General features: G+C 66.6%; 29 protein-coding genes and 1 pseudogene. 15 read left to right on the top strand and 15 right to left on the bottom strand.

The window, feature by feature from the left end; genetic code table 11:
• A pseudogene (locus tag E2481_RS19135) lies at nucleotides 1-111 on the top strand (transposase); the annotation flags it as partial.
• 237 nt (nucleotides 112-348) lie between these two features.
• On the opposite strand, the gene E2481_RS15090 reads toward E2481_RS19135, so the two are convergent.
• The 8 genes from E2481_RS15090 to E2481_RS15055 all read right to left on the bottom strand — a co-directional run bounded on the left by E2481_RS15090 (nucleotide 349) and on the right by E2481_RS15055 (nucleotide 7,163).
• Nucleotides 349-774 (bottom strand): DUF2267 domain-containing protein, encoded by a 426-nt coding sequence (locus tag E2481_RS15090; RefSeq protein ID WP_136717988.1) that lies wholly within the window; start codon nucleotides 772-774, stop codon nucleotides 349-351.
• A gap of 262 nt (nucleotides 775-1,036) precedes the next feature.
• Complete coding sequence (locus tag E2481_RS15085) at nucleotides 1,037-2,362, bottom strand: erythromycin esterase family protein (protein ID WP_136717987.1); 1,326 nt, start codon at nucleotides 2,360-2,362, stop codon at nucleotides 1,037-1,039.
• 83 nt (nucleotides 2,363-2,445) lie between these two features.
• Nucleotides 2,446-2,994 (bottom strand): DUF7261 family protein, encoded by a 549-nt coding sequence (locus E2481_RS15080; protein ID WP_136717986.1) that lies wholly within the window; start codon nucleotides 2,992-2,994, stop codon nucleotides 2,446-2,448.
• The gene (locus tag E2481_RS15075) at nucleotides 2,991-3,401 is read right to left on the bottom strand and encodes a DUF7262 family protein (protein WP_136717985.1); all 411 of its coding nucleotides are present in this window, start codon (nucleotides 3,399-3,401) and stop codon (nucleotides 2,991-2,993) included. The genes E2481_RS15080 and E2481_RS15075 overlap by 4 nt, the downstream gene beginning before the upstream one ends.
• Nucleotides 3,394-4,071, bottom strand: a complete 678-nt coding sequence (locus E2481_RS15070; protein ID WP_136717984.1) for a DUF7263 family protein — start codon at nucleotides 4,069-4,071, stop codon at nucleotides 3,394-3,396. The genes E2481_RS15075 and E2481_RS15070 overlap by 8 nt, the downstream gene beginning before the upstream one ends.
• A complete protein-coding gene (locus E2481_RS15065; RefSeq protein ID WP_136717983.1) occupies nucleotides 4,068-4,517 on the bottom strand; it encodes a DUF7266 family protein in 450 nt (149 codons plus the stop codon). The genes E2481_RS15070 and E2481_RS15065 overlap by 4 nt, the downstream gene beginning before the upstream one ends.
• Nucleotides 4,510-5,235 carry a DUF7289 family protein gene (locus tag E2481_RS15060; protein WP_136717982.1) on the bottom strand — a complete coding sequence of 242 codons (726 nt, stop codon included), beginning with the start codon at nucleotides 5,233-5,235 and terminating at the stop codon, nucleotides 4,510-4,512. Before E2481_RS15060 ends, E2481_RS15065 begins: the two co-directional genes overlap by 8 nt.
• Nucleotides 5,232-7,163, bottom strand: coding sequence for a type II secretion system F family protein (locus E2481_RS15055; RefSeq protein ID WP_136717981.1), 1,932 nt, complete (start codon nucleotides 7,161-7,163; stop codon nucleotides 5,232-5,234). Before E2481_RS15055 ends, E2481_RS15060 begins: the two co-directional genes overlap by 4 nt.
• Before the next feature lie 91 nt (nucleotides 7,164-7,254).
• On the opposite strand from E2481_RS15055, the gene E2481_RS15050 reads away from it, so the two are divergent.
• Nucleotides 7,255-7,755, top strand: coding sequence for a hypothetical protein (locus tag E2481_RS15050; RefSeq protein ID WP_136717980.1), 501 nt, complete (start codon nucleotides 7,255-7,257; stop codon nucleotides 7,753-7,755).
• Between the two features lie 76 nt (nucleotides 7,756-7,831).
• Here E2481_RS15050 and E2481_RS15045 read toward each other — a convergent pair whose 3' ends face one another.
• Nucleotides 7,832-10,105 (bottom strand): type II/IV secretion system ATPase subunit, encoded by a 2,274-nt coding sequence (locus E2481_RS15045; protein ID WP_136717979.1) that lies wholly within the window; start codon nucleotides 10,103-10,105, stop codon nucleotides 7,832-7,834.
• A gap of 193 nt (nucleotides 10,106-10,298) precedes the next feature.
• On the opposite strand from E2481_RS15045, the gene E2481_RS15040 reads away from it, so the two are divergent.
• The 3 genes from E2481_RS15040 to E2481_RS19235 all read left to right on the top strand — a co-directional run bounded on the left by E2481_RS15040 (nucleotide 10,299) and on the right by E2481_RS19235 (nucleotide 11,399).
• Nucleotides 10,299-10,664 carry a rhodanese-like domain-containing protein gene (locus E2481_RS15040; RefSeq protein WP_136717978.1) on the top strand — a complete coding sequence of 122 codons (366 nt, stop codon included), beginning with the start codon at nucleotides 10,299-10,301 and terminating at the stop codon, nucleotides 10,662-10,664.
• Nucleotides 10,665-10,889: 225 nt separating this feature from the next.
• A complete protein-coding gene (locus tag E2481_RS19040) occupies nucleotides 10,890-11,021 on the top strand; it encodes a hypothetical protein (protein ID WP_256867907.1) in 132 nt (43 codons plus the stop codon).
• 33 nt (nucleotides 11,022-11,054) lie between these two features.
• A complete protein-coding gene (locus E2481_RS19235) occupies nucleotides 11,055-11,399 on the top strand; it encodes a TrmO family methyltransferase domain-containing protein (RefSeq protein WP_370628406.1) in 345 nt (114 codons plus the stop codon).
• Here E2481_RS19235 and E2481_RS15030 read toward each other — a convergent pair.
• A complete protein-coding gene (locus E2481_RS15030) occupies nucleotides 11,314-11,727 on the bottom strand; it encodes a DUF7475 family protein (protein ID WP_136717977.1) in 414 nt (137 codons plus the stop codon). The two genes, E2481_RS19235 and E2481_RS15030, sit on opposite strands and share 86 nt — an antisense overlap.
• 196 nt (nucleotides 11,728-11,923) lie before the next feature.
• Complete coding sequence (locus tag E2481_RS15025) at nucleotides 11,924-12,610, bottom strand: DsbA family protein (RefSeq protein ID WP_136717976.1); 687 nt, start codon at nucleotides 12,608-12,610, stop codon at nucleotides 11,924-11,926.
• A gap of 150 nt (nucleotides 12,611-12,760) precedes the next feature.
• On the opposite strand from E2481_RS15025, the gene E2481_RS15020 reads away from it, so the two are divergent.
• Nucleotides 12,761-13,336, top strand: coding sequence for a hypothetical protein (locus E2481_RS15020; RefSeq protein ID WP_136717975.1), 576 nt, complete (start codon nucleotides 12,761-12,763; stop codon nucleotides 13,334-13,336).
• 46 nt (nucleotides 13,337-13,382) lie between these two features.
• Here the strand turns inward: E2481_RS15020 and E2481_RS15015 are convergent, their stop codons facing one another.
• Nucleotides 13,383-13,724 (bottom strand): hypothetical protein, encoded by a 342-nt coding sequence (locus E2481_RS15015; RefSeq protein ID WP_136717974.1) that lies wholly within the window; start codon nucleotides 13,722-13,724, stop codon nucleotides 13,383-13,385.
• Between the two features lie 174 nt (nucleotides 13,725-13,898).
• Here E2481_RS15015 and E2481_RS15010 point away from each other — a divergent pair, with 174 nt between their 5' ends.
• The 6 genes from E2481_RS15010 to E2481_RS14985 all read left to right on the top strand — a co-directional run bounded on the left by E2481_RS15010 (nucleotide 13,899) and on the right by E2481_RS14985 (nucleotide 21,095).
• Nucleotides 13,899-15,347, top strand: a complete 1,449-nt coding sequence (locus E2481_RS15010; RefSeq protein ID WP_136717973.1) for a helix-turn-helix transcriptional regulator — start codon at nucleotides 13,899-13,901, stop codon at nucleotides 15,345-15,347.
• A gap of 74 nt (nucleotides 15,348-15,421) precedes the next feature.
• Nucleotides 15,422-16,468 carry a Cdc6/Cdc18 family protein gene (locus E2481_RS15005; protein ID WP_136717972.1) on the top strand — a complete coding sequence of 349 codons (1,047 nt, stop codon included), beginning with the start codon at nucleotides 15,422-15,424 and terminating at the stop codon, nucleotides 16,466-16,468.
• 108 nt (nucleotides 16,469-16,576) lie between these two features.
• Nucleotides 16,577-17,260 carry a hypothetical protein gene (locus E2481_RS15000; protein ID WP_136717971.1) on the top strand — a complete coding sequence of 228 codons (684 nt, stop codon included), beginning with the start codon at nucleotides 16,577-16,579 and terminating at the stop codon, nucleotides 17,258-17,260.
• The gene (locus E2481_RS14995; protein WP_136717970.1) at nucleotides 17,247-17,582 is read left to right on the top strand and encodes a hypothetical protein; all 336 of its coding nucleotides are present in this window, start codon (nucleotides 17,247-17,249) and stop codon (nucleotides 17,580-17,582) included. The genes E2481_RS15000 and E2481_RS14995 overlap by 14 nt, the downstream gene beginning before the upstream one ends.
• Before the next feature lies 1 nt (nucleotide 17,583).
• Nucleotides 17,584-19,686, top strand: coding sequence for a type B DNA-directed DNA polymerase (locus E2481_RS14990; protein WP_136717969.1), 2,103 nt, complete (start codon nucleotides 17,584-17,586; stop codon nucleotides 19,684-19,686).
• Between the two features lie 221 nt (nucleotides 19,687-19,907).
• On the top strand, nucleotides 19,908-21,095 hold the full coding sequence (locus E2481_RS14985; protein ID WP_136717968.1) for an RNA-guided endonuclease InsQ/TnpB family protein: 1,188 nt from the start codon (nucleotides 19,908-19,910) through the stop codon (nucleotides 21,093-21,095).
• On the opposite strand, the gene E2481_RS14980 is transcribed toward E2481_RS14985, so the two are convergent.
• Complete coding sequence (locus tag E2481_RS14980) at nucleotides 21,096-21,713, bottom strand: hypothetical protein (protein ID WP_136717967.1); 618 nt, start codon at nucleotides 21,711-21,713, stop codon at nucleotides 21,096-21,098.
• A 297-nt stretch (nucleotides 21,714-22,010) separates the two neighbouring features.
• Between E2481_RS14980 and E2481_RS14975 the strand changes: the two genes are divergently transcribed.
• From E2481_RS14975 to E2481_RS14965, 3 genes are all read left to right on the top strand, one after another.
• Nucleotides 22,011-22,703 (top strand): YkgJ family cysteine cluster protein, encoded by a 693-nt coding sequence (locus E2481_RS14975; RefSeq protein WP_136717966.1) that lies wholly within the window; start codon nucleotides 22,011-22,013, stop codon nucleotides 22,701-22,703.
• A 103-nt stretch (nucleotides 22,704-22,806) separates the two neighbouring features.
• Nucleotides 22,807-23,205 (top strand): TRAM domain-containing protein, encoded by a 399-nt coding sequence (locus E2481_RS14970; protein WP_136717965.1) that lies wholly within the window; start codon nucleotides 22,807-22,809, stop codon nucleotides 23,203-23,205.
• Between the two features lie 145 nt (nucleotides 23,206-23,350).
• Nucleotides 23,351-23,605 (top strand): DUF7123 family protein, encoded by a 255-nt coding sequence (locus tag E2481_RS14965; RefSeq protein ID WP_136717964.1) that lies wholly within the window; start codon nucleotides 23,351-23,353, stop codon nucleotides 23,603-23,605.
• 128 nt (nucleotides 23,606-23,733) lie between these two features.
• Here E2481_RS14965 and E2481_RS14960 read toward each other — a convergent pair whose 3' ends face one another.
• Nucleotides 23,734-24,348, bottom strand: a complete 615-nt coding sequence (locus E2481_RS14960; protein WP_136717963.1) for a winged helix-turn-helix transcriptional regulator — start codon at nucleotides 24,346-24,348, stop codon at nucleotides 23,734-23,736.
• Nucleotides 24,349-24,403: 55 nt separating this feature from the next.
• Nucleotides 24,404-25,588 carry an SPFH domain-containing protein gene (locus E2481_RS14955; RefSeq protein WP_136717962.1) on the bottom strand — a complete coding sequence of 395 codons (1,185 nt, stop codon included), beginning with the start codon at nucleotides 25,586-25,588 and terminating at the stop codon, nucleotides 24,404-24,406.
• Nucleotides 25,589-25,932: the final 344 nt, after the last annotated feature.

Raw genomic sequence — 25,932 nt, 5'->3', positions numbered from 1 at the left:
GCCCTAAAGTCTGGAACGGTGAAGCCGAAGCGCGGATTTACCGCCTACCCTGATGGGTTCGAAGCCGAGTTCACGGACAAGCCCCACCCTCAAAGCGCCGAAGGCGCTTAGGGTGGGGTAGTTGACTTGCCGCCCGCGGGATCGAGACGGCGCTCCGCGGGTGCGGTCTCAAAAGGGGTGGAACGTGTGACACTTGGAGGGCGAATCGCCCTCTACTAGCGTGTGGGTACTGGAGGGGTTTGTAAGCGACCCATGCGGAGTGAAAGTGAAACTGACGGACTGCGGCGGCCTCCGTCAGCGAATCGACGTCGGCCCTTCTCGTGGTCTCCTCGATGAGTCCGTCTCGGTTTACCCGTGATCGCTGGGGCTGACGCTCTCTTCCTGGTCGGCGATCTCGAACAGTTCCGCCCAGCCCTCGCCGTCGGGCAACTGGTCGCGGACCTGCCGGAGTTCGGTCTCGTCGACCGCATCGCTGACCACGTCGAGGACCACCTGGGCGTGGAAGACGGCGTCGGCCCGCTCGTCGGCCTGGTAGTCACCGCGCTCGGTGACGCGATCGACGAACTCCTCGAACTCGAAGGCGTCGACGGTATCGATCTCCGTCAGGAAGCGGTCGATCTCCCGGGGGAGCTGTGCGGCGAGGTCGTCTGCTTCGCCGGCCTGGATCCGCTCGCTCAGGGTCGTCAGCGTGATCCGCGTTATCTGGAGCGCAGCGCCCGTCGAGTCCAGCTGTGCTCGGTCCTGTACGTACCCGAGGAACGAATCGAAATCCATGCGTCGGCCTTCATTCCCGTCGTGAATAGGAATGGTGCCTGCCACTGCCGGGCGTGGGTCCGAACATCCCGCCGGAGCAATGCACGCGCCTGCAAGAGACGGAAGCGGGTTGATATCGTCCGCGAGCCAGCGACGGGGGATGGAATCGCCGATGCCGCCACGAGCGACTACGCATCCGCCGATACGTCGGCGCGGGTCTCGAAACTGGTCGGGGCTTTCCGGGAGCAGACACAGCGTGTCGTCGTCGCGAACGACGGCGAGTTCACAGCCCCCAGGGATAGGCCTCGGGCGTCTCGCGCTCGTCGGCTTCCACGTCGAACGGCTGGAGCGCTTCGGTCTCTTCTACGTACAGAAACGCGTCGTAGCGGTCGGGAAGATCCGTCGACACGTAATTGCCCAACTCGCGGTCCGGGTGATAGACGACGCCGATCGCTCGATGCCCTCGCGTGTCGGAAAGTGCCGTCTCCCGGATCTCCTCGCTTTCGAGCAGACAGCTGGTCGGGTCCGCCCGCCGCAGGACGTGTTCGTAGCTCCCTTCCTGTGCGGGGGGAACGCGCATCTGCTCCATCGGTGCACCCCAGGACCTCCCCGCGATGACGGACCCGTGGTGGGTTCCGAAGCCGACCAGTGCCACGTCGTCGCGACCGTAGGCCTCGCGGACGAGTTGACCGACAGTTACCTCCCCTCGCTCGGCCATGCTCGTTGCGCGGGCATCGCCGACGTGGGTGTTGTGCGCCCAGACGATCGCCGTCGCGTCGTCGTGGTGGTCTCTGAGACGATCCAGCGTCTCGGCCATGTGTCGGTCCCGGACGTTCCACGAGGAGACGTCGCCCCGGACCATCGCCCGGTAGTAGGACTCGGCGTTGGCGGCCACCACTGCGTTCTGTTCCGCGTTGAACCAGGCGTCGGGGTGGTCGTTGTCGTGGCGTGGGCGGTCCTCGCGCAACTCCGAGAGCACCGACAGTACTTCGTCTTCACAGTCCTCCGGAACCAATCTGGTCGACCGCGCGTACGCGCGAGCGTCCTTCTCGTAGGGCTCGAAGCAGTGGTAGGCGTTCCGGGCGCGCTGGGCCGCCTCCGGGTCGGTGTCTTCGAGGTAGTCGACGACCGCTGCCATCGACTCGAAGAGGCTGTAGACGTCCATCCCGTAGAACCCGACTTCGCTGTCGTCGTCCCGACGGGCGTTTGCCGCCCTGAGCCACTCGACGAACGCCCGTACCTCCCAGTTGGCCCACATCCAGGTCGGCCAGCGGTCGAACTCGGCGAGGACCGACCGGCCGTCCTCGTGGTCGGACAGCCCCCTGACGAAGCGGTTCACCTCGTAGCAGTCGGTCCAGTCGCCTTCGACGGCGACGAAGGCGTCGTCGAGTTCCTCGATGAGCGCCGCGGTCAGTCGTGCCCGCAGACGGTAGAACTCCGACGTGCCGTGGGAGGCCTCGCCGATGCAGACGACCTGTCGGTCGCACAGACGGTCGGCCAACCGCCGTACCTGCTCGTCGTCGAGCGGCCGTGCGTGTCGGTTCACCGCCTCGATGGCCGCGTTCACGCTCCGCGTTTCGGGGTCGTCCCTGCCGAAGATGCTGCCCATTTCCCGGCAGTGAACCCCCCGAGATGGTAGCCGTGCTGCTGGCACCTGCCGGGACTGGTTGCTCGATAGCGACGAAACGGTTCTCATTCGCTCGGAACGGTCGGCAGTAGCGTCAACCGTTGCGTCCCCCGCTCGGTGGTAATCGTCACGTCCAGCGCGACCGCGAGGACGTGTGTCTCCCCCTCGCGCTCCTGGACGACGACCCCTCGTCGCGCCTCACAGCCGCCGAACTGACGGTTCGGACCGTCCGGACAGTTGGCGCTGGCCCACGCCTGTGCCGCAGACTGGTTGTACGCCGTTCGGGTGGCCGTGCCCGATTCGACGCGGGCGGTCGAGAGCGTCGTCAATCTGGGGTCGAGTCGACTCCTGACCCGCTCGATCGCGTCCGCCCGGTCCGCCCAGCTGTAGTTGCCGTGGACGTCGGTACTCGCCTCGTGGACGGCTCGGTCGAGGTATCGTTCCGCGCTCCGTCCCGGCGACTCGTAGTCGGCGCTCGCCGTCACGTCCCCGTGATAGCCGAGCTGGAGGTACGCGAGCAGGACCGGGACGAGCGCGATGGCGAGCACTGCTGCGGCGAGCAAGACGAGTTGCCCGCGGTCTTTCCGTGGAGCGTCGGGCTCTCGTCCCCTCACGCGTACCACACCCGAAGGGTCACTTCGCCGCTGGCAGTGGTGACGGACGCGCTCCCGACCGGCGTGTCGGCCGGCTTCCGGAACCCGACTGCACCGTGGGGCGTTTCGACGCGGTACATGAGGTTGTCGGGGAGGATGCGCTCGACGCGCCGGTCCAGTGCCGCCCGCTCCCGCTGGAACGTCTCGTTCGAGGCGATGATCTCGGCGAGTCGCGTCGTCCCTCGGTGGCGCGGTGGCTCACCGGCCAGAACCGTCGCGGCGTCGTCGGCGTAGCGGTCGAGCTGTGGCTCGCGAGTGTCCGGCGCCGGCACGCCGAGAGCGAACCCCATCGAAACCGCCAGCAGGAAGACGACGCCCACGCCTGCCTCGACGAGCGACAGCGAGAGCTGTCCCCGTTCGTCAGTCACCGACGGTCACCTCCAGCGTCGCTTTGGTCGTCCGCGCCGGCACGTAGCGGACGACCACGTCGCCCTGCGAGAGGCTCCGGTTCGCGTCGAAGGTCAGGTGTGTGGTCTCGAGCCTGGACACGTCGACGGTCGCGTTCCCGGCCAGCCCGGACGCGTTGTGCAGGACGACCCGATTGTTCGCCCGCACGGTTTCGAGTGTCGTCGTCGGTGGGGTATCGATCTCCAACTGCACTCGATCGGTGCGTCGCGGGAGCGTCGTCTCGTTGGTCGCCGCGAACCGGGGTTCGTACTGCTTCGACTCCGCTCGGCGGACCAGCACGATGCGTCGGACCGTCGTCCCGTCCGAGACCGTCCCGGACTCGACGAGCGTCCGATCGTCCAGCCGTATCCGGACCGCCCGGTCCTCGACGACGGGATACCGGTTCCGGAGCCGACTGGCGTTCAGTTCGCCGACGGCCGTTCCGTTCAGAACGTTCGCGCGCGCAGTCAGCGCTCCGTCCCCACTCACCAACCGCTCGGAGAGGGCGACGGCGACCCGTCGCTCCTCGGGCTGGCGGTCGGCGCTCCCGAAGGCGCGGTCAGCCAGCGCCATCCCGAGCCCGAGCGTCGTGGTCAACACCAGCAAGGCGACGGCGAGCGCCGGGAGGTTCGTCTGCGCCCGCCCCGTCATGGTTCCCCCGTTTCCAGTCGAACGACCAGTCCACCCGGTTCGCTAGTCACTCGAACGTACGTCTCTCCGCCGCTCTGCCACTGACCCTCGACGCGGTGGACGTGGGACGGCAGCGCCAGGCGGACTCGTTTGTCGAGAGCATCGTTCGGGTGGTCGAACACCAGTGACTCGCCGTCGGTTCGGATCTCGTAGTTCGCGCCCCGGACGCTCGCGGGTAGCGAAACGCGCGTCCGTGCGTCGACGGCCGTCGCGTTCGGCGGGACGGCCTGCTGGACGCGTTCGCTCGCCTCGGCGAGCGTCCGGTCCCTGAGTTCCGCTCCAGCGGTCGTTCGGGCGTCTGGGACGATGCCGCCGTACACCGTCACGGAGACGAGACTGACGAACAGCGTCACCAGGCCGATGGCCAGCGTCTTCTCGACGACGGTGCTGACCCCGCGGTTATCCATCGGCCACCTCCAGGTGCATGTCGTGAACGACCAGATACCCCGTCCGGTTGCCGGGGAACCGGCCGACGACGCTCTCGACGCCGTCGCCGTCGAAGTCCCGGCGGCTGACGGTCGCGTTTCGCTCCCGGAACCAGCGTTCGAGCGGCCGCGGCGTCTTCGTCTCGATGGCGACGCCGTAGGTGTCGGTCCCGAGTTCGGTTCGCTCGTGGCTGACGTTCGTCGCCAGCGTGACTGCCGAACTTCGCTCACCGGAGACCGCCACGTCACTCGCGTTCAGCCGCGCGACGCTGGCGATGAGGACGCCGCCGTCCCGGCCGGTCGTCAGCGACGGCGGTTCGTGGAGCCAGGTGTTCGTTCCCGACTGACGAACGATGGCGTCGTCGACGTAGCTGACCCGCCGGTCGCCCGCCTCGAAGACCAGGCCGCCCGCGTCGACGCGACGGACGACGCCGGTCTCGTTCAAAATTCGGACCTCGCGTTCGACGGTCCGGAGGCGACCGTCAGTGAACCCCACCTCGCCGCGGTGGTGGCCGGTCGTCTCGACGGGCTCGAGGGCGGTCGAGAGGTCGTCGGCGACCCGCGTCGAATCGGCGCTGGCCGCGTTGGACTCGACGAGGGTTCCGATGCCGGCGGTGAGGCCCGCGAGCGCGATGACGGTTATGCCCATGAGGACCGCTACGCCGATGACGTGTGACTGTCCGCGCGTGTCCCCTCTCATATCATCCCGGCCCCCGCGAAGACGACGTAGGCGATGGCGACGAGCGCGCCCGAGTGTAACAGCGCCTCGTAGCGACCCCGACTCGCGGTGCCGGCGAACCAGCCGCAGGCGAGCATCGTCGCCTGCGTGACGAGGTAGAAGCGAAAGCGGTCCCGGGCCGGGTCGATGGTGTCCGGGCTGATGGCGATGCTCGACTGCGCGCCGGCGACCGCCGAGAGTTGCGAGAAGCCGTCGAGCACGTAGCCGGTGACCGCGACCATGATGCCGACGACCAGCAGCGCGGTCGTCCAGCCGACGGCGACGTACACCAGAAGCGACGACCGGAGCGCCTTCCGGGCGTGGTAGAGCCGCCCGATCTCGGTCTGGAGGGTCTCGAAGACCTCCTCGGTGTCGCTGCCGGCGTCGAGCGCGCCCGTCACCAGCCCGATGGTCTGTTCGGCCATCGGCGTCCCGACGCGGTCGACGAACCCGTCGAGGGCCGCCGCCTGCACGTCGGTCGTATCGCTCTCTCGTGCTCCGCTCGTCGTCAGTCCCATCGTAAAGGCGAGGTCGTTCACGTCCGACTGGAGCGGGCCGAGGTCGACCTCGCGGGCCACCCGCTCGACGGCGTCGGGGAACGGACGCCCGAGGCTCACGTGGCCGGAGACCGCGTGGACGAAGTCCTTGATCTCCCGGTCCTTCGCGTCGTCGATGCGAGCGCGACGGACGGCGACGGCGCCCACGGGCAGTCCGAACGCGACGTAGCCGAGCAGTCCCGCGTTGATCGGCCGGTAGCCCCAACTCCAGAGGGTGATGGCCAGCATGCCGGCGAACGGGAGGACGACGACGGCCGCGCTGGCCGGGTTCGTCGGCACGGTAAACACCGTTTCGAGGAGCCCGTCGGGTCGACGGTACCGCTGGACGGAGTGGTCGGCGGGGCGCAGTCCCTCGACGAGCAGCGCCGCCCCGGCACCAACGACCAGCACGAACACCACGCTGGCGTACACCATGAGGGTCCGCATAGCGAACGAGCCCAGCGGCGTCTCGACCGGTGTCGAGAGGCCCGGCGCGAGCACGCTCATGACCGTCAGGATGAGCACGAACAGGGCGGGGAGGATGAGCAACACGACGAACAGTTCGGAAAGGAGTTCGAGGAACCCGCCGGTCCGCTCGCGGGCGCGGGCCTGCCGGTTCGAGAGCATCCGCCCCTCCAACTGGAGGTAGTTCGCCAGGGCGTCGGCCCCCTGGTTGGCGTGCTCGCGGAACTTCAACAGGAAGGGCGCGAGCAGGTCCTTCGAGGGCGTGTCGCGTGCGACCATCTCCAGGCCCTCGTCGACGCTCCCGGTCAGTTCGGCCTTGTTCAGCGCCGTCCGGAAGGCCCTGGCCGTCTCGCCGTAGGCGTCCTGGTCGGCGACCGTTCGCAACATCGCGCGCTGGTCGTTGCTTCCGGATGCCAGCACCTGCAGGTACCGGACCGCGCCGGGCAGCGTTCGCTCGATGCCGGACCGTCTGGCAGCGGCGACCCAGCGCAGGTAGACCCCACCGAACCAGACGGTGACGTGTTTTCCGAGCGCCCCCACGACTAGCCCGGTACCGACCGCGACGTAGGCCCTGGGGATCACTGGTAGCGCCGTCCTGTTGAGGATCGGGAGGCCGGACTGGAGGAACTCGGCGACCGTCGCGACGAGTCCGGACGGAACAGCCAGCGTGAGTAGCGTGACGATCAGCGCCAGCCCGAGCCCCGTCAGCCACGACAGGCCGTAGACCCGCGCGAGGAAGACGTCGAACCCGGTCGGGAGGTTGGCCGCGCGGTAGCGCTGTCGGTTGCGTTCGTGGCGCGGTCGGTCCGCATGGCGGGAGAACAGCGCGTACAGTCCCCGGTCGAGGACGTTCAGCGACTGGCCCCCGGTGGCCGGGTTCGTGATCCCGTCCCCGTCAGTCGTCGCCATCGCGACCCTCCCGGCGCGTCGACCGGCTCAAATGCTTTGTGGCCTGCTGTGGGACGCCAGGCTTTCCCGTCGTCGGTTCGACATCTCGGCCGTGAGACGAACTGCACTCGCGGTCGGTCTCGTGGTTCTGGTATCGCTCGCCGGCTGTTCGGCTCTTACAGGCGGCGACGGGTCCGATCCCGGGCAGGCGACGATCGAGGACAACGAGGCGAACGCGACCAACGTGACCCAGTCGCTTCGCATCGAAGCCAACGAGTCGGTCGCCGGGAGCGAGTGGACGGAGATCGGCGCGACCTACCCGCGTGACGAGTTCACGGTCGACGCTGCACAACACGCGGACATCGAACTCGGTGTCGACACGAACGGCGACGGCGAGATGGACCGCGAGTTCAACGAGACGCACGTTAGCGGCGTGAACAACAACGCGTACTCGTTCACTATCGGTCTCGACACCGACTACACCCTCGAAGCGGGAGACGTGGTGATGGTCAGCTACCCCGACATCGACAACCCCTCCGAACCGGGGACCTACGAGGTCGAGGTCCGACTGAACGACCAGCAGACGGCCACGACGAACGTGACGATCGAGTAACGCCGCCCGTCCGACTGCACTGTTTTTGCCCGTCCGACTCGGATTCGGGAGCCGTGTCTCCCGCGTCGGCGCGCGGCTAGTCGTCGCCATACCCCTCCTCACCCCCCGTTCCGAGCGAGACGTCGATGTCCGGATCGTACGTCGAATCAGTGCCGCTGCCCGTTGCCTGGTCGGTCGTCGTGCGTCGTCGCGCGCGTTCGACGGTCGCCGCTTCGTTGGTCCGCAGGTCCGCGAGGAACCCGAACAGCGCCTCGAAGTCGGTGACGCCCTCGCGTTCGAGGTACTGGACGTACCGGTGTTTCCGATGGAACTCGTCCTCGACTGCATCGAGGGGTCGGTCGGTTCGGGTCGCGATCCGGTCGAGGATCTTCGTTCGCAGGTCCCGTTCCGCGTCGCCCAGTTGCGGGTGGTCGTAGGCGAAGCCGAAGTTCCCGTCGTGGGTCCGCTCGGCGACCGTGTTCCAGTAGATCGTCGTCCCGTTCTTCCGGACGGTGCCACACCGGTCGTCGTCGCGATCGAGGTCGCGGTACGCGCGCTCGTCGAGCAACTCGACGACGCGGCCGACGTAGCGCTCGCCGTCGACGCGCCTGGGGAAGACGACCAGGTCGAGTTCTCGGAGGAGATAGGGCGGGAGTCCCTGTTCGACGACCCGGTTGACGAGTGTCTGTACGTCCTCGGCGTGGGTCGTTCCGATGATGCCGTGGCCCGTATTGAGACTTTCAGCGAACGTCTCGAAACTCGCCGGGGTGTTGATTTCGGCGATGACCTCCACGTCCGGGTTCAGGTAGTTCGCCTCGGTCATCAGGTCCGACATCGTCACGCGCTTGTACTCGCTCTCGTGGTCCCGGGTCGTCAGCGAGACGCCGGTTTCGTGCGGAAGTTGCACTTCCCGTGAGCCCTCGTCGATGCTGATCGGTCGGTCGTCGTACCTGACGAAGGGCATGTGGGCGTTCATTAGCGTCGTCTTGCCCACCCCAGTCGGACCGGAGAAGAGGACGACGCCGCGGTGTTCGTACAGCAGCCAGAGCAGCGCGACGAGTTCGGTCGAGATGCTGTCCCGGTCGAGCAGGTCGACGGGCGTCATCGTGTCGGACGCCTGTTTTCGGATGGAGATGTGCGGGCCGTCCTCGCTGATGGTCGGCAGCGCCACCGCACAGCGAATGGTCTCGTCGGCCGCGTCGGACTGGAGGTTGACCTTCGCGCTCGGCGTGCTGGCGTTGAGTTCGGTGCCGTCGGCGGCCGCCAGTTGCGTGACCACATTGACGAAGGTCCGCTCGTCCTCGAAGGCGAGGTTCGTCGGGATCCGCTCGTTGTGGCCCACGTCGGTTCGGGGAACGACCTTGACGCGCTCGCCGACCCGGTTGGCCTCGATGTCTTCCAGGGTGGGGTCCCGGATCGGAATCGTCAGTTTGCCGTGGCCGACGTAGTCCCGGAGGACGTAGTAGACCAGGTCAGAGAGTCGGTCGTCGGCGAAGCGGCGGTCGACTGGCGGCACGGCTAAATCGTACTCGGCGAGGGCGGCTCGGAGCCGGTAGGAGAGCGCGTCGAACCAGGCGCGGGTGTTGCGTGCGGTGAGCTGTCGGGAGAGGAGTTTTCGGGCCTGTTCGTCGACGAACTCGACCGGGTCCTCGACGACGCCGTCGACGTTGGTCTCCCAGATGCGCTCCTTGCAGTCGGCGATGAGTTGCTCGTCGCCGGGCAACAGATCCGGCTCCTGAACGGCGTACTTGGTCGTGAACGGATCGTTGCCCAGCACGTTCTCCCGGTAGACGACCACCGGAATCTCGAAGTCGTGGAACGCGACGGTGTGGCGTTCGAGGCGCTCGCTTGCGAACCGTTCGAGGTGGTCGGGGTCCGCGGGGAGATCGGTCACCGCGGGCGCGTAGTCGGCAGTGTGGACGACCAGTCGGTCCTCGGCCGCGTCGGCGACCTCGATGCGCTCGTCGAGGGCGTGCGGCGTCAGCTCCGCCAGACAGCGCAGGTCCGTGAGCGCGTGGTAGTCGACGCGTCGCCGGCCGGCAGGTGAGCAGTCGACCAGGCGGTCGATGACCTTCCGGTACTTCGGCTCGAACCCGCGTTCCATCCGTTCGATCGTTCCCTCCCGCGTCAGCGGGCGCTCCAGGCCCGCGTCGGCGAAGTGGTCGCGGATCCGGTCGAGCGTGCCCCCTTCGTCGGCGGTCAGGGTCGGTTCGCGAACCTCGTACGCGAAGTCCTCGCGGGTCTCCCGGATGGTCGCGACGACGCCCGGGTGGATCTCGTCCTGTGCGCAGACGTCCGGCGCGTACCAGGCGTCGGCGTCGTCCGGCGGTACCGGCGCCGGGACCGTCCGTTCCCCACCGTTCCCGTTCATGGACCGGGCTGGTCGCGTTCTCCCTTTTAAAATTCCGGAACTAACTACGAGTTGACATTAGTTGTCGGTGGTGATCGGAGTCGGTCGCGGGTCACGAAGCCAGCAAGGCCGGAGATGACTGTCCACGAACGGGGATCCGTCGTGGTCGAATCGCAAGACGTTCCCGCGAGTTCCGAGAACTCTGAGTGAGCCGATGACCCGGATTCACCCTGCCGAACTGGACGACCTGCTCGGTGACGAGACGCCGTTTCTGCTCGACATCCGCCCCCAGGAGCACTATCGCGACCGACACATCGACGGCAGCCGAAACGTGCCGGTGTACGGAGACCTGCGAGGTGGCAACGAGGACGCGCTCCGGGAGCACCTCGACGAGATCCCGGACGACCGGGCGGTCGTGACCATCTGCAAACAGGGCGTCGTCGCCAAGCGGGCGACGCGCGTCCTCGACGAGGCGGGCTACGACGCCGCGACGCTCATGGGCGGGATGAGCGGCTGGACCGGCTATCAGAAGAACTCGCTCGGCTATCGGCTCCGGTCGCTGCTCTGGCGGCTTCGCTAGGCCCGCTGGGCATCGCTTCGACGAACTCGCGTCTCGTCCGCTCGGCTGAACAGTCCTGGTACGCGATTCCCGCCCGCCCTGTTGAGTCCTCGGTTCCGACGCTGACTGAGTGACGAGCGTGACCACTCGCCTACGCTCACCAACTGCGATCGATCCGACCCGGTGACCGACCACTCGTCGATAACGAACTAGATAGCTGCGAGCCCCACTTATATTGTATGTTATATGCAATATAATGGGGCCGACGCACGCGTTACCCACGCCGACGTCAGCGACACCGAGGGGACGATCGTTCTCCAGGACGAATACAGCCGGAGGCTCTCCGACCTCGATGGGTGCTCCCACGTCGTCGCCTGACGCACCTCGACGAAATCGAGGACTACCGTCTTCGTGCGCACCCCCGAACGCCGAGGGTCTCGAAGTGGGGCTGTTCGTGACGCGGAGTCCGCACCGCCCGAACCCGAGCGTGCAGACGACCGTCGATCTGTTCGAACGGGACGGAACGACCTCGACGTCCGCGGCCTCGCCCTCCTCGACGGGACGCCCGTACTCGACGTCAAACCGTACGTCCGGTCGATCCCGGACGAAGCCGACGTTTCGTTCGGTGGCTCGACGACGTCCGGTGGTCGCTCAGTGCAAGTTCTTCGGATTAGGATTCGGCCGTTCTGTACAGGACCACCGCGACGACGGCCAGGACGAGTTCGACGGCTTTCGTCAGCACGGCCATCGGGTTGATGCTTCCCTGTGTGTAGAACGCCTCGACGCCGACGCCCTGGAAGACGAACAGCGCGAGGATCGTGACGACCGAATAGAGGGCGGCCACGAGGTAAAACTCGCGTCGCCAGTATCGGGTCACGTACACCAGGACCCCACCGATGAACCCGAGCCCGTTCAGGAAGAACAACACGCCCATCGTCTGATTCATCCCCATCGCGCGCGGAGCGAGAAGCACGTGGAGCACGCCAGTGACGAGCGCTGCGATCACTGCGACGTAGGCGAGCGAACTCGGTGGCCGTCGGAGGAACGTGCGATCACGCTGCTCAGCTGTCGATTGTGCAGCCATAGTGTGTCTATGGGGCAAGACTGTATTGAAACACGCGTGCCGTTCTCACGACGTGGGAACAGTCTGGATGCATGAGACGACAGCGACAGCGGACCCGCACTGCCGAGCGCGTAACATACGGTTTGCTGTAGCTGTGTACCGCGACGACCGCCCGACTGCGGGCGGTCGATGCGGAACTGTTCTACAGCATTCCGTATCAGGCCAACTCGGCGTCGATGGCGTCGCTGATGGCCTCGACCGTCGGATCGACGACTCGCTGATTGACGGCGACCGTGGGGGTACCGGTCACGCCGGCTCGCTGGCCGAACTCCCGGTCGGCGCGGACGGTTGGTTCGTGTGTACGGTCGACGGCCGCCTGTCGGATGGCCGCACCGTCGAGGCCGGCGTCGCTGGCGATTCGCTCGTAGGCGTCCCGGTCCAGGTCAGCCTGTGCTTCGAAGAGCGCTTTCGAGTACTCGAAGAAGGCGTCCTGGCCCTCAGTGGCCTGGACGGCACGCGCGGCGATGGCAGCTTCCCACGAGACCTGCTCGTCGACGGGGATCGGGAAGTCGTAGAACTCGTAGCGGATGTCTCCCGGGTCGGCGTACGTCGAGAGTATCTCCGGGGCGACGTCCAGCGAGTAGGTGGCACAGTGCGGACAGGCGTAATCCTCGAACACCATGACGGTGACGTCCGCGTCCGGGTCGCCACGGATCGGTCTCGGGAGCGTCTCGGCCGCCGCCGTGTCACCCGTTGCCGTTCCCGTCTCCGCCGTCGTCTCGGGAACGTCGAGCGTCTCCTGTGTGTCGCCCCCGCCCAAACAGCCCGCGGTAGTGACCGAAAGAGCCGCGACCGAACCGGTGAGAAACGCCCGCCTGCCAACGTGAGTATCTCTCTCTGGCATACCGGCCCCTTCCCGGTCGCGGCGCTTAAGTTTCCCTTTCGTTCCTGGGTCGTGAGAACGATATGTCGGATGTAAAAGCTCCCGCTGATGTGATGGAGAAGCTTCAGGCCAGTGGGCCGAGACGTACCGAGCAACGGCGACGACGACATCATGACAGAGGCCAATTTCGACGAACTCGCGACGGTGCTCGAACAGGACGACGACGACCTCAAAACGGACCTCCCGGCGGCGCTGGCCGGCATCGAGGACGACATCGACACGCTCCTGCTGGAGCATCCGGACTCGTTCGAGGCGCTCTCCCTGCGGCTGAGTACGCTCGACGGCATCGCCGACTACGCGGCGGCCGAACCCGAGACGGTCGACCGCTTTCTGGCCGTGCTGTGGGGCGGTCTCGGACTCATCTCGGAGAACGTTCCCGAGGTCCAGGAGCAGGTGACCGAGGCCTTTTCCGTCACCTGGACGGCCACCGACTCCGAGGTCACCTTCCACATGACCTCCGAGCCCGACACCGGGACCGTCGACGGCGGCCCGGGACTGCTCGACGACCCGACGCTCGCCTTCGAGGGTGAGACTGACATCCTGTTCAGCATGCTTAACGATCCGGATTTCAACCCCGTCACGGCATTTATGGACGGGAGCTTCGAGCTACAGGGAGCGGTCGACGACGCGATGGCCTACGCCCAGATGATGGAGACGGTGACGACGAACGTCGAGAACCTGAACTAGTCGGGAGACGCGAACGCAAAAAAGGCGGTGCGACTGGTCCGGTGTCTTATTCGAGGAGTCCGCCGTCGGTCTCGTTCGCCGTCGTCGTTTCGCCGGGCTCCGTCTCGTTCCCCATGGGACTCTCGGTTTCGTTCGCCATGGGGCTCTCGGTCTCGTTCTCGCCACCCATCGGCGACTCTGTCGTCTCTTCGCCGCCACCCATGGGTGATTCCGTCGGTGTCTCCTCGCCACCACCCATCGGCGATTCCGTCGGCGATTCGCCCTCGGCCGGCGACTCCTCCGGGCTCGTTTCGTTCTCGCCGCCCGGACTGCCACAGCCGGCGACCGCGGCGACGCTTGCAGCGGCGAGACCTGTGATGACACGTCGTCTGGAGAGCCTGTCGTGCATGATGCACTCGGGCGTACCACGAACGCGGGGATAAACCGGCTCAGTCGTTGCTAGCGCTCGATGGGGGTTGCAACTGTTTCGAACTGTTTCACGGCGAGTTGGCTACGCTTACGTCTGGTATCTACCCCGCAAGGACGCCTTTGGTTCCTGACGTGGCCCGACAGCATACGGACGATGTACGTTTCCCGCGTCGCCCTGATCCTCGGTGCCGTCGTGCTCGTGAGTGTCATCCCCGCGACCGTTGCGAGTGCCGACGAGCCCGAGGACAACATCACGCTCGATGGGGACGGGATCATCGACACCGACGGGAACCGGACGCTGGTGGCGGCCTGGGAGTCTGCGACCGTTGAACTGCCCGTCCGGGCCGAGTCGGCCAGCGAGGTCTGTCTCCGGGCGAACACGTCGGCGAACTCCGTCCGTCTGTCCTGTCGGCCGGTGTTCGGATCGAGCGGGACTCGGCCCGTCAGCGTCTCGCTCTCGGAGTGGCCGGCGAACCGCTCCGGCCGGGCGACGCTCGTCGCCACCGCGACCGCGGCCAACGGGACGGTCCTGTCCCGGGCGAGCCAGCCCGTCTTCCTGTTCGTGGCCGACGGCGACCGGGACGACGACGGGCTGGACAACCGGGCCGAGTGGGAACTCGGGACGGTCCCGTTCGTCGCGGACACGGATCAGGACGGGCTCACCGACGGCCAGGAGTACCACACGTACGGGACCGACCCGAACGCGACCGACACCGACGACGACGGGCTCGCCGACGGCGTCGAGGTCAACCGGTACGGGACGAACCCGACCGAACCGGATACGGACGGCGACGGCCTCGACGACGGGACGGAAGTGACCACCTACGGCACGGATCCGACGGCACCCGACACGGACGGTGACGGCCTCGGTGACCACGCCGAGGTGACCGAGTTCCGGACGAACCCGACCGAACCCGACACGGACGGCGACGGCCTCGACGACGGTCCCGAAGTGAACGTCCACGGGACGGACCCCCTTCGGCGGGACACGGACGGGGATGGCCTCGACGACGGGCCGGAGGTCGCCCAGTACGGGACGGACCCGACCGATCCGGACACGGACGGTGACGGGTTCGCGGACGGCCCGGAGGTCAACCGGTACGGGACGGACCCGACGCGCGCGAACCCGTCTGTCGACGGCCAGCCAAAGCCCCGGGACGGAACCCCGGGGGGAACCACGATCGCCGCCCCCTTCCTCCCGTCCTGGATTCCGCTTCCGGGCCCGGTCGCGCTCGCCGGCTTGCTCCTCGCGGGGTTCCTGGCGGGCGTCTGTACCGTTCTCTGGTGGGGTCGCCGCGGCGCGCCCGCCGAATCCACACCGCAAGCGGAGCGTGGGCCGACGCCCGACGACGACGCGTCGACCGCCGACTCGCTGGCCCACCCCGACGCCTGGCGGGTTCACCGACTGCTCGAAGAACACGACGGTCGCCTCCCCCAGTCCGAGATCGTCGACCGGACCGACTGGTCGAAATCGAAGGTGAGCCGCGTCCTCTCGGCGATGGCCGAGGCCGACCAGATCCGGAAGATCCGCCTGGGGCGGGAGAACCTCGTGGCCCGCCCCGGCGACGAACCCGACGGCGCACGCGGCCCCTTCGAGGAGTAGCCCGTGTGAACGGTTCTGGAAAGGCCGGAAACGACACGTGACGACTTATATCGCTGGCCGCACATGATGCCCGCATGATCGTTGATGCTCGGGTGCTCCGGGAGGGGTTCGTCCCCAGCGAACTCGAGCATCGGGACGGGGAAGTCGACCACCTCTCGGGCGTCCTCGAACCGGTGACCCGCGGCGAACCCGCCGGGCCGGCCATCATCACCGGTCCCTCGGGCGCGGGCAAGACCTGCGTGGCCCGCTACACCGTCGAGCAACTCCGCGAGCAACACCTCGACGTCGCCTCCCAGTACGTCAACTGCTGGCAGAACTACTCCCGGTTCCGCACGCTCTACCGCGTCCTGGAGGGGCTCGGGAAGACCGTCGACATCCACCGGCGGTCGACGCCCCACGACGAACTGCTCGAACGGCTGCGCGAGTACGAGGGGCCGCCCTGCGTGGTCGTGTTAGACGAGGCCGACCAGCTGGAGACGCCCGACGCGCTCTACGACTTACATTCCCTCGACGGGTTCTCGCTGGTCCTGATCGCCAACCGGGAGGCAGACCTCTTTGCGGGCGCGGACGACCGACTGGCCAGCCGTCTCCAGGGGAGCGAACGCATCCAGTTCGACCGCTACGGCCTGGACGAACTCACCGCCATCCTCCGGGCCAGGGCGCGCCGGGGGTTGGCCGCCGACGCGGTGACGACCGACCAGTTACGGACCGTCGCGGACGCGGCCGCGGGCGACGCCCGGGTCGCCATCTCCATCCTCCGGAGCGCCGCTCGCCACGCCGAGCGGGCCGAAACCGGCCGTATCACGGACGCGATCCTCGACGCGGCCGTCCCCGCCGGCCGGTCGGCGGTCCACCGGAAGAACATCGAGACGCTGACGCCCCACCAGCGGGCGCTCTACGACGTCATCGCCGAGGCGGGAACCATCGACCCGTCGTCGTTATACACGGCCTACCGCGACGCCGTCGACGACCCCAAAACCGACCGCACGGTCCGGAACTACCTCTCGAAGATGGTCCAGTACGACCTCGTCGAGGCCGAGGGGGCCAGCTCCGACCGGACGTACCGGGTCGTCGACCCGACCGCCGACGCCCGTGAGACGACTTCTGGAAATCAGAGTTGAGGCGTCTCCGGCTCGCTACCGGCTGGATGAGCGCACTCGGCGATCTCTGGAAACTCCGGAAACGACCCGGATTCGGTTATCCGAGCGGTGGCCGTAGTCCGGGGCGTGATGCACGGAACGGCACTCCCCGAACTCCCGACGCTTTCGCCCGGCGTACAGTTACTGGACACCGACGGCCGCGCGACCGGGCCGCTGGCCGCGCTCGTCGTCGACCAGGTCATCGGCGCGGACGGCCCGGCGGTCTGGGTGGATAGCCGCGGCCACGCACAGACGGGCCCGCTGCTGGACGTCGCACCGAGCGACCGGGTCCTGGACCGCATCCGGGTCGCTCGTGGGTTCACCGCCCACCAGCACTTCGCGCTGGTCCAGTCCCTGCCCGAACAGATCGACGAGGACACGGCGCTGCTGGTCCTGCCGGCGATGGACGCCCCCTACCGTGACGACGTTGGCCAGCGCGAGGGCGAGCGGCTGTGCCTGCGGAGTCTGGCGACGGTCGCCAGAATCGCCCGCGAGTACGACGTGCCGGTGTTGCTGACTCGCACCGGAACTGACGCGGTCGCCGACGCGCTCGCGACCGCTGCCGACCGGACCGTCGAGTGCCGGCAGACCGCCCTGGGGCCGCGGTTCGTGACCGACGAGTTCGAGACGCAGGTCTACCCGCGCGGCGACGGGACGGTCCAGACCACGCTGGCGTTCTGGCGGCGCGTGCTCGCGGCCCGCTGTGCCGGCGTCGAAACGCCCGAGACCGCGACCGAGACGCGTCCGGAGGTGGTGTTCGATGGGGCGCACTAATCCGACGTTCCGCGACCGACTGGACCGGCTTCGCGGCGAGTTCGGCGACTACCGTCGGGCGCTGCGCCGGCGCGACAAGCCCCACTTCGACGCGCTGTTCGAGCACGCGCGCGCCCACGCCGACGCCTGCGGCTACCTCAACTACGACTCGCCCGTCGTCGCGGTGTTGCTGTCGGTCGCGGTCGAACAGGAGGCCCACATCGCCGACCTGGAGGACCGGGTGGCCGAACTCGAAGCCCGCATCGATATCGACGACGGCCGTGACCTCCCCGAGTCCCAGACGACCATCCCGGAGCAGCAGGGAGCTGACGGGAGGGAGTAGGATGCCATTTACCGTCGACTACCGGGACGGCGACGTGCTGGCCTGGACGTTGACCGACGACGGGGCCCGCGCCGAAGTAGTCGCCGACTACTCGCCGGAACTGTTCGTCACGCGCGAGGGCGGCCCGGTCGCGGCGTGTCGCGAGGCCGTCGAGCGCCTGCCCAGCGTCGTCACGACGAGCACGGAGCGGCGGCGACGCGGCTGGCGGTCCGATCCGGAGGACGTCCTGCGGGTGGCCGTCGACGACGTCGACCGACTCCGGCCCGTGGCCGCCCACGTCCGCGACCGCGGCGAGCCCGGGGAGTACCGCTGTTACGACGTGGACCTCACCCGCGGGTTCCGGTACTGTCTGGATCAGGGCCGTTCGCCGGAGCCCGCGAGAGAGCCCCGTCCCCTCGCCATCGACGTGCCCGAACCGGCGCTCGGGGACGAGTCGCTCGATTCCCTCTCGGTCGACGGCGAGGACTACACGGGCGACCCTGGCGACCTCGTGGCGCGGGTCGCGACGGCCATCGAGCGGGCGGACCCGGACGTGCTCGTCTGCAACTCGGGTGAGGTCGTCCCCACGCTCGCCGAGACCGCGACCGAGACCGGCGTCGACCTCCAGTTGGGCCGTCGCCCGGGGTGGCAGCGCCTCGCCGGCGCGTCGACCTACGAGAGCTACGGGCAGGTCCACCACTCGCCGGCCCGCTACACGGTGCCCGGGCGCGCCGTCGTCGACCGCTCGAACACCTTCTTCTACCGGCAGGCCGGCCTGGATGGCTGTCTCGACCTGGTCGCCCGGTCGTGGAAACCGCTGCAGGAACTGGCCTGGGCCTCCATCGGGAACGTCCTGACGGCCATCCAGATCCGCGAGGCCCGTGCCCGCGGCGTCCTCGTCCCGTGGAACTCCTACCGCCACGAGTTCTTCAAGTCCGCGTCCCGGCTCCACGACGCCGACCGGGGCGGCCACACCCTCTCGCCCGCCGTCGGCGTCCACGAGGACGTCCACGAACTGGACTTCGGCAGCCTCTACCCCAACATCATCTGCACGCGCAACATCAGTCCCGAAACCGTCCGGTGTGACTGCCACGACCGCGCGGACGTGCCGGGACTGGGTTACAGCGTCTGCGACGAACCCGGCTACCTCCCGGACGTGCTCGGGCCGCTCGTCTCGGCCCGGGCCGAGATGAAAGACCAGCGGGCGGCCGTGACCGACCCCGACCGGCGGGACGCCCTGGACAGGAAAGTGGAGGCGCTGAAGTGGATCCTCGTCGCCTGTTTCGGCTACCAGGGCTTTTCCAACGCGAAGTTCGGGCGCATCGAGTGCCACGAGGCCATCAACGCCGTCGCCCGCGAGATCCTGCTGGACGCCAAGGAGACCTTCGAGCGGGGCGGCTGGCGGGTCGTCCACGGCATCGTCGACAGCCTCTGGGTGACGGCCGCGCCGGACGTGCCCGACGACGAGCGGCGACCCCTCGAGGACCTGGCCGCCGAGGTGTCGGCCGCCGCCGAGATCCCCCTGGAGTACGAGGCCACCTACGACTGGCTGGCGTTCGTCCCCCGACGCGACGGCGCGGGCGGCGCGCTGACGAAGTACTTCGGGGCGGTCGCGGACGACGAGGGGTACAAGTATCGGGGCATCGAGTGCCGCCAGGACAGCACGCCGCCGTTCGTCGCCGACGCCCAGCGCGACCTGATCCGCGTCTTCGACGAGTCACACGATCCGGCGGCCATCTGTGCCCGTCTGGCTCACCACCTCGACCGCCTGCGATCGGGTGCGGTCGACCCCGCCGATCTGGCGATCGAAACGCACACCTCGAAGGCCGCCGACGCCTACGACCAGCGAACCCGGACGGTCGCCGCGTTGGAGCGGGCGAGCGACCGCGGCCTCGAACGGCGACCCGGACAGGCGGTCAGGTACGTCGTCGTCGACGACGGCCGGGGCTCACGCGAACGGGTGCGACTGGCCAGCGAGGACCCCGGCGAGTACGACGAATCGTTCTACGCGGATCTGCTCGTCCGGGCGGCCGAGAGCGTCGTCTCGCCGCTGGGCTGGGACCGCTCGGACCTTCGGGACCGACTCGCCGACCGGACGGACGCGGTCCTGGCGAGTTTCCGGTGACTCCCCGACGCGGCGAGGCGACGACTGCGCCGTCGCTGGTCGGTTGTATTGGCAGAAAAATCGGAGCCGAGTTACAGAGATTCAAGGAGAAAGCCCACGATCTTCAGTCGTGGGATGAATCCGACGCTCCGATAATCAAACCACTGTCGGTAGCTGACAAATGGTTGTTGGAAGCACACTTTAAAGCCAGTTCAGGCCGATAAACAGCATACAGCGAACTGATGTATCGAGAGGTTACGACCACCGTTTGCATCCGACTCCATTCACTCACTCAACGCAAAGAGTTCCTCCTCTCACGCGAATATAGTGAGTTTCAAACTGCTGTTCAGGACGGTGATGCTGATATAGACCTCTATTCTGCCACAAGCCAACAGGCAGACAAAGTTCGCTCGAACAAGAATCCACGATCGGACACCACTCAACCAGTCGTTCTCCGTAATGACTGCATCACCATCGAACACGATGAAGAGACGTTTCTGTCGGAGTGGTGGTTCAAAGTTCCCGTCTATGACCCCAACCGAGGGCAGGGGAACAGTATCTGGTGTCCAGCAATTGTCCCCGACAAACACGAATCATTGATGAAAGACGAGTATATCAGTGATTCCGAGCTTGTCCATGAAGACGGTAACTGGTACGTCCACCTCGTCTGTACACGGTCTGTGGCCGTGAGCGAGGAATACGACGACGTACTTGCCGTTGATATGGGTGCAAAGTGGATCGCTGTCAGTACCTTCTTGTCCGACCGCGATACTGCGTTCCACGGTAAGCGTGTCCGGGACGTTCGAGAACACTACAAGCAACTCCGCAAGTCCATCGGGAAAGCAAAAGTCAGACAGGGCGCTCAGGTCATCCAACGCCTTGGAGACAAAGAATCTCGAACCGTTGAAGACGCGCTCCACAAGACAGCAAACGAAATCGTTGCTCGTGCCAGAAAGCGCAACGCTGTGATCGTTTTCGGAGACATGACGGGCATTCGTTTCGACAATGACAAGCGGCGGTACGTGAACGACAAGACCCACAAAATGCCGTTTGCGAAGATGGCAAATTTCCTCACGTACAAAGCCCATCTTGACGGACGAGAGTGTCTCCCTGTCGAGGAATACGACACGTCTGTGACGTGCTGGCGGTGTGGCTCCCAGAACACGAACCGCGAGGTTCAGGGACGCATCAAGTGCCACAGCTGCGGTCTGGACGATAACGCAGACAAGAACGGCGCTTCAAATATCGGTCAACGAGCCGTCGGTAAGACCATTCAGAGTCCGCTATCGGCGGCGGGGGCTGTTGTGGCTCAGCCCAAAACGCAGATCAGACTCAAAGGACCCGACGATGAGACAGAATCTGCGAACTCCCCAGAAGACGTGGGCCTCTCCTTCAGTGAAGGAAGCCCACGAGTTCACTCGTGGGAGTAGTCACGCGGTGTTGCTCCAGTCGTTGGCCCACGTGACGGCCACGGAGACGAGTCCCGTCCCGATCGCCATCAGGATGCCGGCGACGAGCGCGTCGCCGAACTGGAAACTGGTCGACGTGATCGCGACGAAGACGCCGCCGATGAGCGCGAGAACGATGTGGCCGGCAGCGCCACTGACGAAGCCCAGCACGTACGACTCCTTGACGGTCTGGCCGACGTCGAAGGTGCCCTGCAGGCTGAGGACGGCGGCGAACAGCGGGCCGCCGGCGAACAGCATCACGCTGTAGGACGTGCTGGCTGCGCCGCTCGCGAAGAGGTTACTGCTCAGCAACTCGCTCGTGAGCATCCCGGCGAGTCCGAGCGCGGCCGAGACGACGCCGAAGAGGACGACGGTGTACTTGATGACGTCCTGACCCACCGGCTGGCTCAGGATGTCGGTCGGACTGGACCCACCGACGGGTGCCTGTCCGCCGGGTTGACCCTGTGGCTGGCCCGGTTGTCCGGGCTGTCCGGCCTGTCCCGGTTGCCCGGGCTGTCCCGGCTGTCCGGCCTGCCCTGGTTGTCCCTGTCCCGTCTGCTGTCCGGTACCCTGCCCTGGCGCACCATCTTCCGAACTCATGGGTGACACGTCAACTTGACAGGTAATAAAGCTTGAACAACGATCGGTCCACGGGTAGCGCGTTTACCGCCGCGATTCGTGCGCGACAGGTTGTTTCGCTCGACACGGATCACTGACTGTGAGTCAAATTGACACGCTTCGCCGTGGGCGATCTCCGTCGTTCGGGCGTCGATGTCGGCGGAACTGCCAGCGACGGACTCGTCCGCGCCGAGGGCCCGGCGATGACGGCCACGCCGATCGGGCCGACCGGCGACGGCTAGACGCGACGCTTTTCCATCGCGGTCGACAAGCCGTGGTATGGAGAGTCTCGAAGCCGAACTCGACGAGGCGCGCGACCTCGACGCGAGCGATATCGCCGACGCCATCGAGGCCATCGGCTTCGAGTGTACGCGCTGTGGGGCCTGCTGTAAAGCCGTCGAGTGTGGCGACGACGGGGACGGCGAGACGGAGGAACACACGGCGACGGTCTTCCCCGACGAGATCCGTCGGCTGCAGGGGGCTGGGGAGGGAGACGAGGAATACGATTTCAGGGACGTCGCCCGCCCGATGCCGTACGGGCTGGCCGAGGGCGAGGACGGCCCGGAGGGGGAGACCTTCGAGTGGGCGCTCCAGACCGACGACTGCGGTGACTGCACCTTCTACGCCGAGGACGAGGCTGGAACCGGAGCCTGTACGGTCCACGGCGACCGGCCGCTCATCTGCCGGACGTACCCCTTCTCCGTCGCCCTCGACGGGACCAGCCAGCCGATGGGCGAGGCCGTCGACGGCGAAGATATGGTTCGCGCCCACGAGTGCGAGGGACTGGGTCGGGACATCGACCGGTCCGACGCCGAGGAGCTGGCGGCGGCGCTCAAGGAACGGGCGATCCGCGAACTCGAAGAGGCCATCGCCGTGCGGGACAACTACGAGCCGGTCGATCCGGGGCCCGGCGAGGTCGTCGTCCACGATTCGGAGGGGCAGAAGCGACCCGACGGCACGCCGGTCGAGTGAGTCGATATCGGTACTCGCCGGCCCAGTTCCGGGTTCGAGCAGGCGAGTGACGGGCAAGTTCTTTAATAGAGGGGTTCCATGACGCCGAATGGAGGTCTAACCCTTGGAAATCTCTGAGAAACTCCTGTGTCTGTTCAGTGCTGAGGTCGACGACGCCGACGACACCTACACCATCGAGGTACCACAGCGGGAGGTAGACACGGGATCCATCGAACCTGGCGAGACCTATCGGGTCGCACTCATCGCCAGCGAACGCGAGGAAACCACCGACGCGGCCGAACCCGAAGAGCCGTCCGGCGAGCCACAGCCCCCGGTCGAGGCCGGCGAGATCCGCTACGTCGAAATCGAGGACATCGGCAAGCAGGGCGACGGCATCGCTCGCGTCGAGCGCGGGTACGTCATCATCGTCCCCGACGCCGAGATCGGCGAGCGCGTCAAAGTCGAGATCACCGAGGTCAAGTCCAACTTCGCGGTCGGTGAGATCATCGACGAGGACGTCTAGTCCGTTACCTGCACGTACCAACGGTCGTCCGGCAGCGTCGTCGGCACCCCCTCTGCAGTGACTGTTTTCCCGAAAACCGCCCGATGGCAGTTGATTAACTCACCGTACCAAACCCGCTAAGGGGTCGGTCCCGATACAGTGAGGTATGAGCACGACAGCACAGACGACCGGCGCGCGATCGGAGACGACGCTCACCGAGAAACAACAGCGCATCCTGGAATACCTGCGAACCAACGCCGACCAGCAGACCTACTTCAAGTCGCGCCTCATCGGCAGCGAACTCGACATGTCCGCCAAGGAGGTCGGCACCAACATGCCCGCCATCCGGAACGGCGAGTTCGACATCGACGTGGAAAAGTGGGGCTACTCCTCGTCGACGACCTGGAAAGTCACGGCGTAACGGCGCTCTCTTCTCGCCGACTGTGGGGTCGGATAGAACTGTTTACCACTGACAGGTGTCGCCCAGGGCGTTTTCTTCACTGTTCCGACCGGTCTGGACAGCCGGCTGCGAACTGGTTCTCTCCGACTCTATCGGGGCTCGTACTGGAGTAAATCGGCGGCGTCGGCGGCCAGTTCGGTGGTGTCGGCGTCGAAAGAGTCGGCGTACCGAACCAGCAAGAGCAGGACAACTTCGGGGTTCTCGACGGTGTAGCCGTCCTCTTTGGTCAGCAGGCCCGCGTCCGCCAACTCGCCGGCGTAGTTGCTGATCGTGGGTGCGGAGACGCCGACTTCGTCGGCGAGTTCGGCCCCCGTCACGTCGGGGGTCCGGAGGAGCGTGATGAGCATCCCGCGGGGCGTCTCGCGTCGCAGGTATCCGAGCGCCACCTGTTCGAACGCCGAGAACCGGCCAGCCGGGAAAAACCGGCTGTAGTCGCCGTCCTTTCGCGTCTCGATGGCGTCCTCGCGACGGAGCCGTCGCAGGTGATGCTGGGTCTCGCCGGTGCCCAGTTGCAGGTCGTCACGAATCTTCGAGAAGTGTGCGCCGGGCGTCGCGGCGATGTAGCCCGCCAGCGCGTCGCGGGTGTCGCTCTCCGCTTCGGCGTCGTCGCTCGACCGGAACGTCGAGAGCGGCCCCGCGGCACCGATGGCGGCGAAGCGACGGAGCGTCGACCGCTTGGACTCGTCCACCCCCTCCTCTACCATAGCTACCTGTAACGTAGAGAACGGTAAAACCGCTTCGGCTACGGATCGCTACCCGTTACTTGCCGCTCGACTGCCCGTCCGAACCACCGGTGTTACCGCTCGCGTCGCCCGATCCGGCGTCGTCCGGCGACTCCATGTCCGCGTCCATCTCCTCGATGACCTCGTCGGGGTCTTTGATGTCCGCCGGGTCCTCGCCGGCCTTGATCGCCTGCGCCTCCTCCTCCATGGCTTCGACGTCGACCTCGGCCTCCTGGTCGATCTGGCCGAGGATCTCCTCGATGTCGTCGAGGCCGAGCATCTCGCGGGTCTCGGAGTCGAAGTCGAGGCTGTCGAGGCTCTCGCCGTCGGATTTGACGTCGCTGCCGGTGAGGTGTTTGCCGTACCGACCCACCAGCGAGGACAGCTCCTGGGGGAGGACGAACGTCGTCGACTCGCCCTGACCGATCTCCGAGAGCGTCTCCATCCCCTTCTCGATGACGGCGCGTTCGCCCATCGATTCGGCGGATTTCGCCCGGAGGACCGTCGAGATGGCGTCACCCTGCGCTTCGAGGATCTGGCTCTGCTTTTCACCCTGCGCGCGGATGATGTTGGACTGCTTGTCACCTTCGGCGGTCTCGACGGCGGAGCGGCGTTCACCCTGCGCTTCGAGGATCATCGCACGGCGGCGGCGCTCGGCGGAGGTCTGTTGCTCCATGGCCTGCTGGACGTCCTGGGAGGGGTTGACCTCGCGAACTTCGACGCTTTCGACGCGGACGCCCCACTCGTCGGTGGGTTCGTCGAGTTCCTTGCGGATGCGCGCGTTGATTTCCTGGCGTTTGTTGAGCGTGTCGTCCAGTTCCATGTCGCCCAGGACGGCACGGAGGGTGGTCTGGGCGAGGTTCGAGACGGCGCGCTTGTAGTCGTCGACTTCGAGAAAGGCCTTCTTGGCGTCCATCACCTTGATATAGACGACGGCGTCGGCGGTGACGGGGGAGTTGTCCCGCGTGATCGCTTCCTGGCGCGGGACGTCGAGCGTCTGGGTCCGCATGTCGAAGGTGTGGGTGCGGGAGACGAACGGCGGCACGAAACTGATGCCCGGTTCGAGCAGTTTGCGGTACTCGCCGAAGACCGTCAACGCTCGCTTCTCGGTCGCGTCGACGATCTCGACCATCTTGTATACGGTAACGATCGCGATCAGGAGCAGGATGATGACGACCAACCCGATCGGACCGCCCGTCTGCAGTGGTGTCACGGGGAGCATTGTTTCGAGTTTAGTGCGACCGACAGAAAAGGGTTCGGTAGGAATCCCCTCCTCGCCAAGTGGTTGGGGACGAGGGCAAGGAGAGTCGGCGAGTCGGACACACCAGCCGACCCGCCATGGTTGCAGGCAACGAAACCGCTAATCGACACCAGTGGTGAACAGCCACGTCATGTCAGCGTTCGCTGACCCGGAGCCAAGAGCCGGATGCTCGTCCCGTACTACCACCCCGTCGGTGCGGGCGTCGGCCCCGCTCGTTTCAGTACTTGCTTTCCGGCCGAGCCGTCCATTGCTGGACGAGCGTCGTGGAAAGTACCTCGATCACTGTACGACCGTAGTCGGTTGGA

This window comes from Halorientalis salina (assembly GCF_005049285.1).
Classification (GTDB): Archaea; Halobacteriota; Halobacteria; order Halobacteriales; family Haloarculaceae; genus Halorientalis; species Halorientalis salina.
Note: the sequence above shows the minus strand (reverse complement) of the source record. Positions and strands in the feature narration are given on the sequence as shown.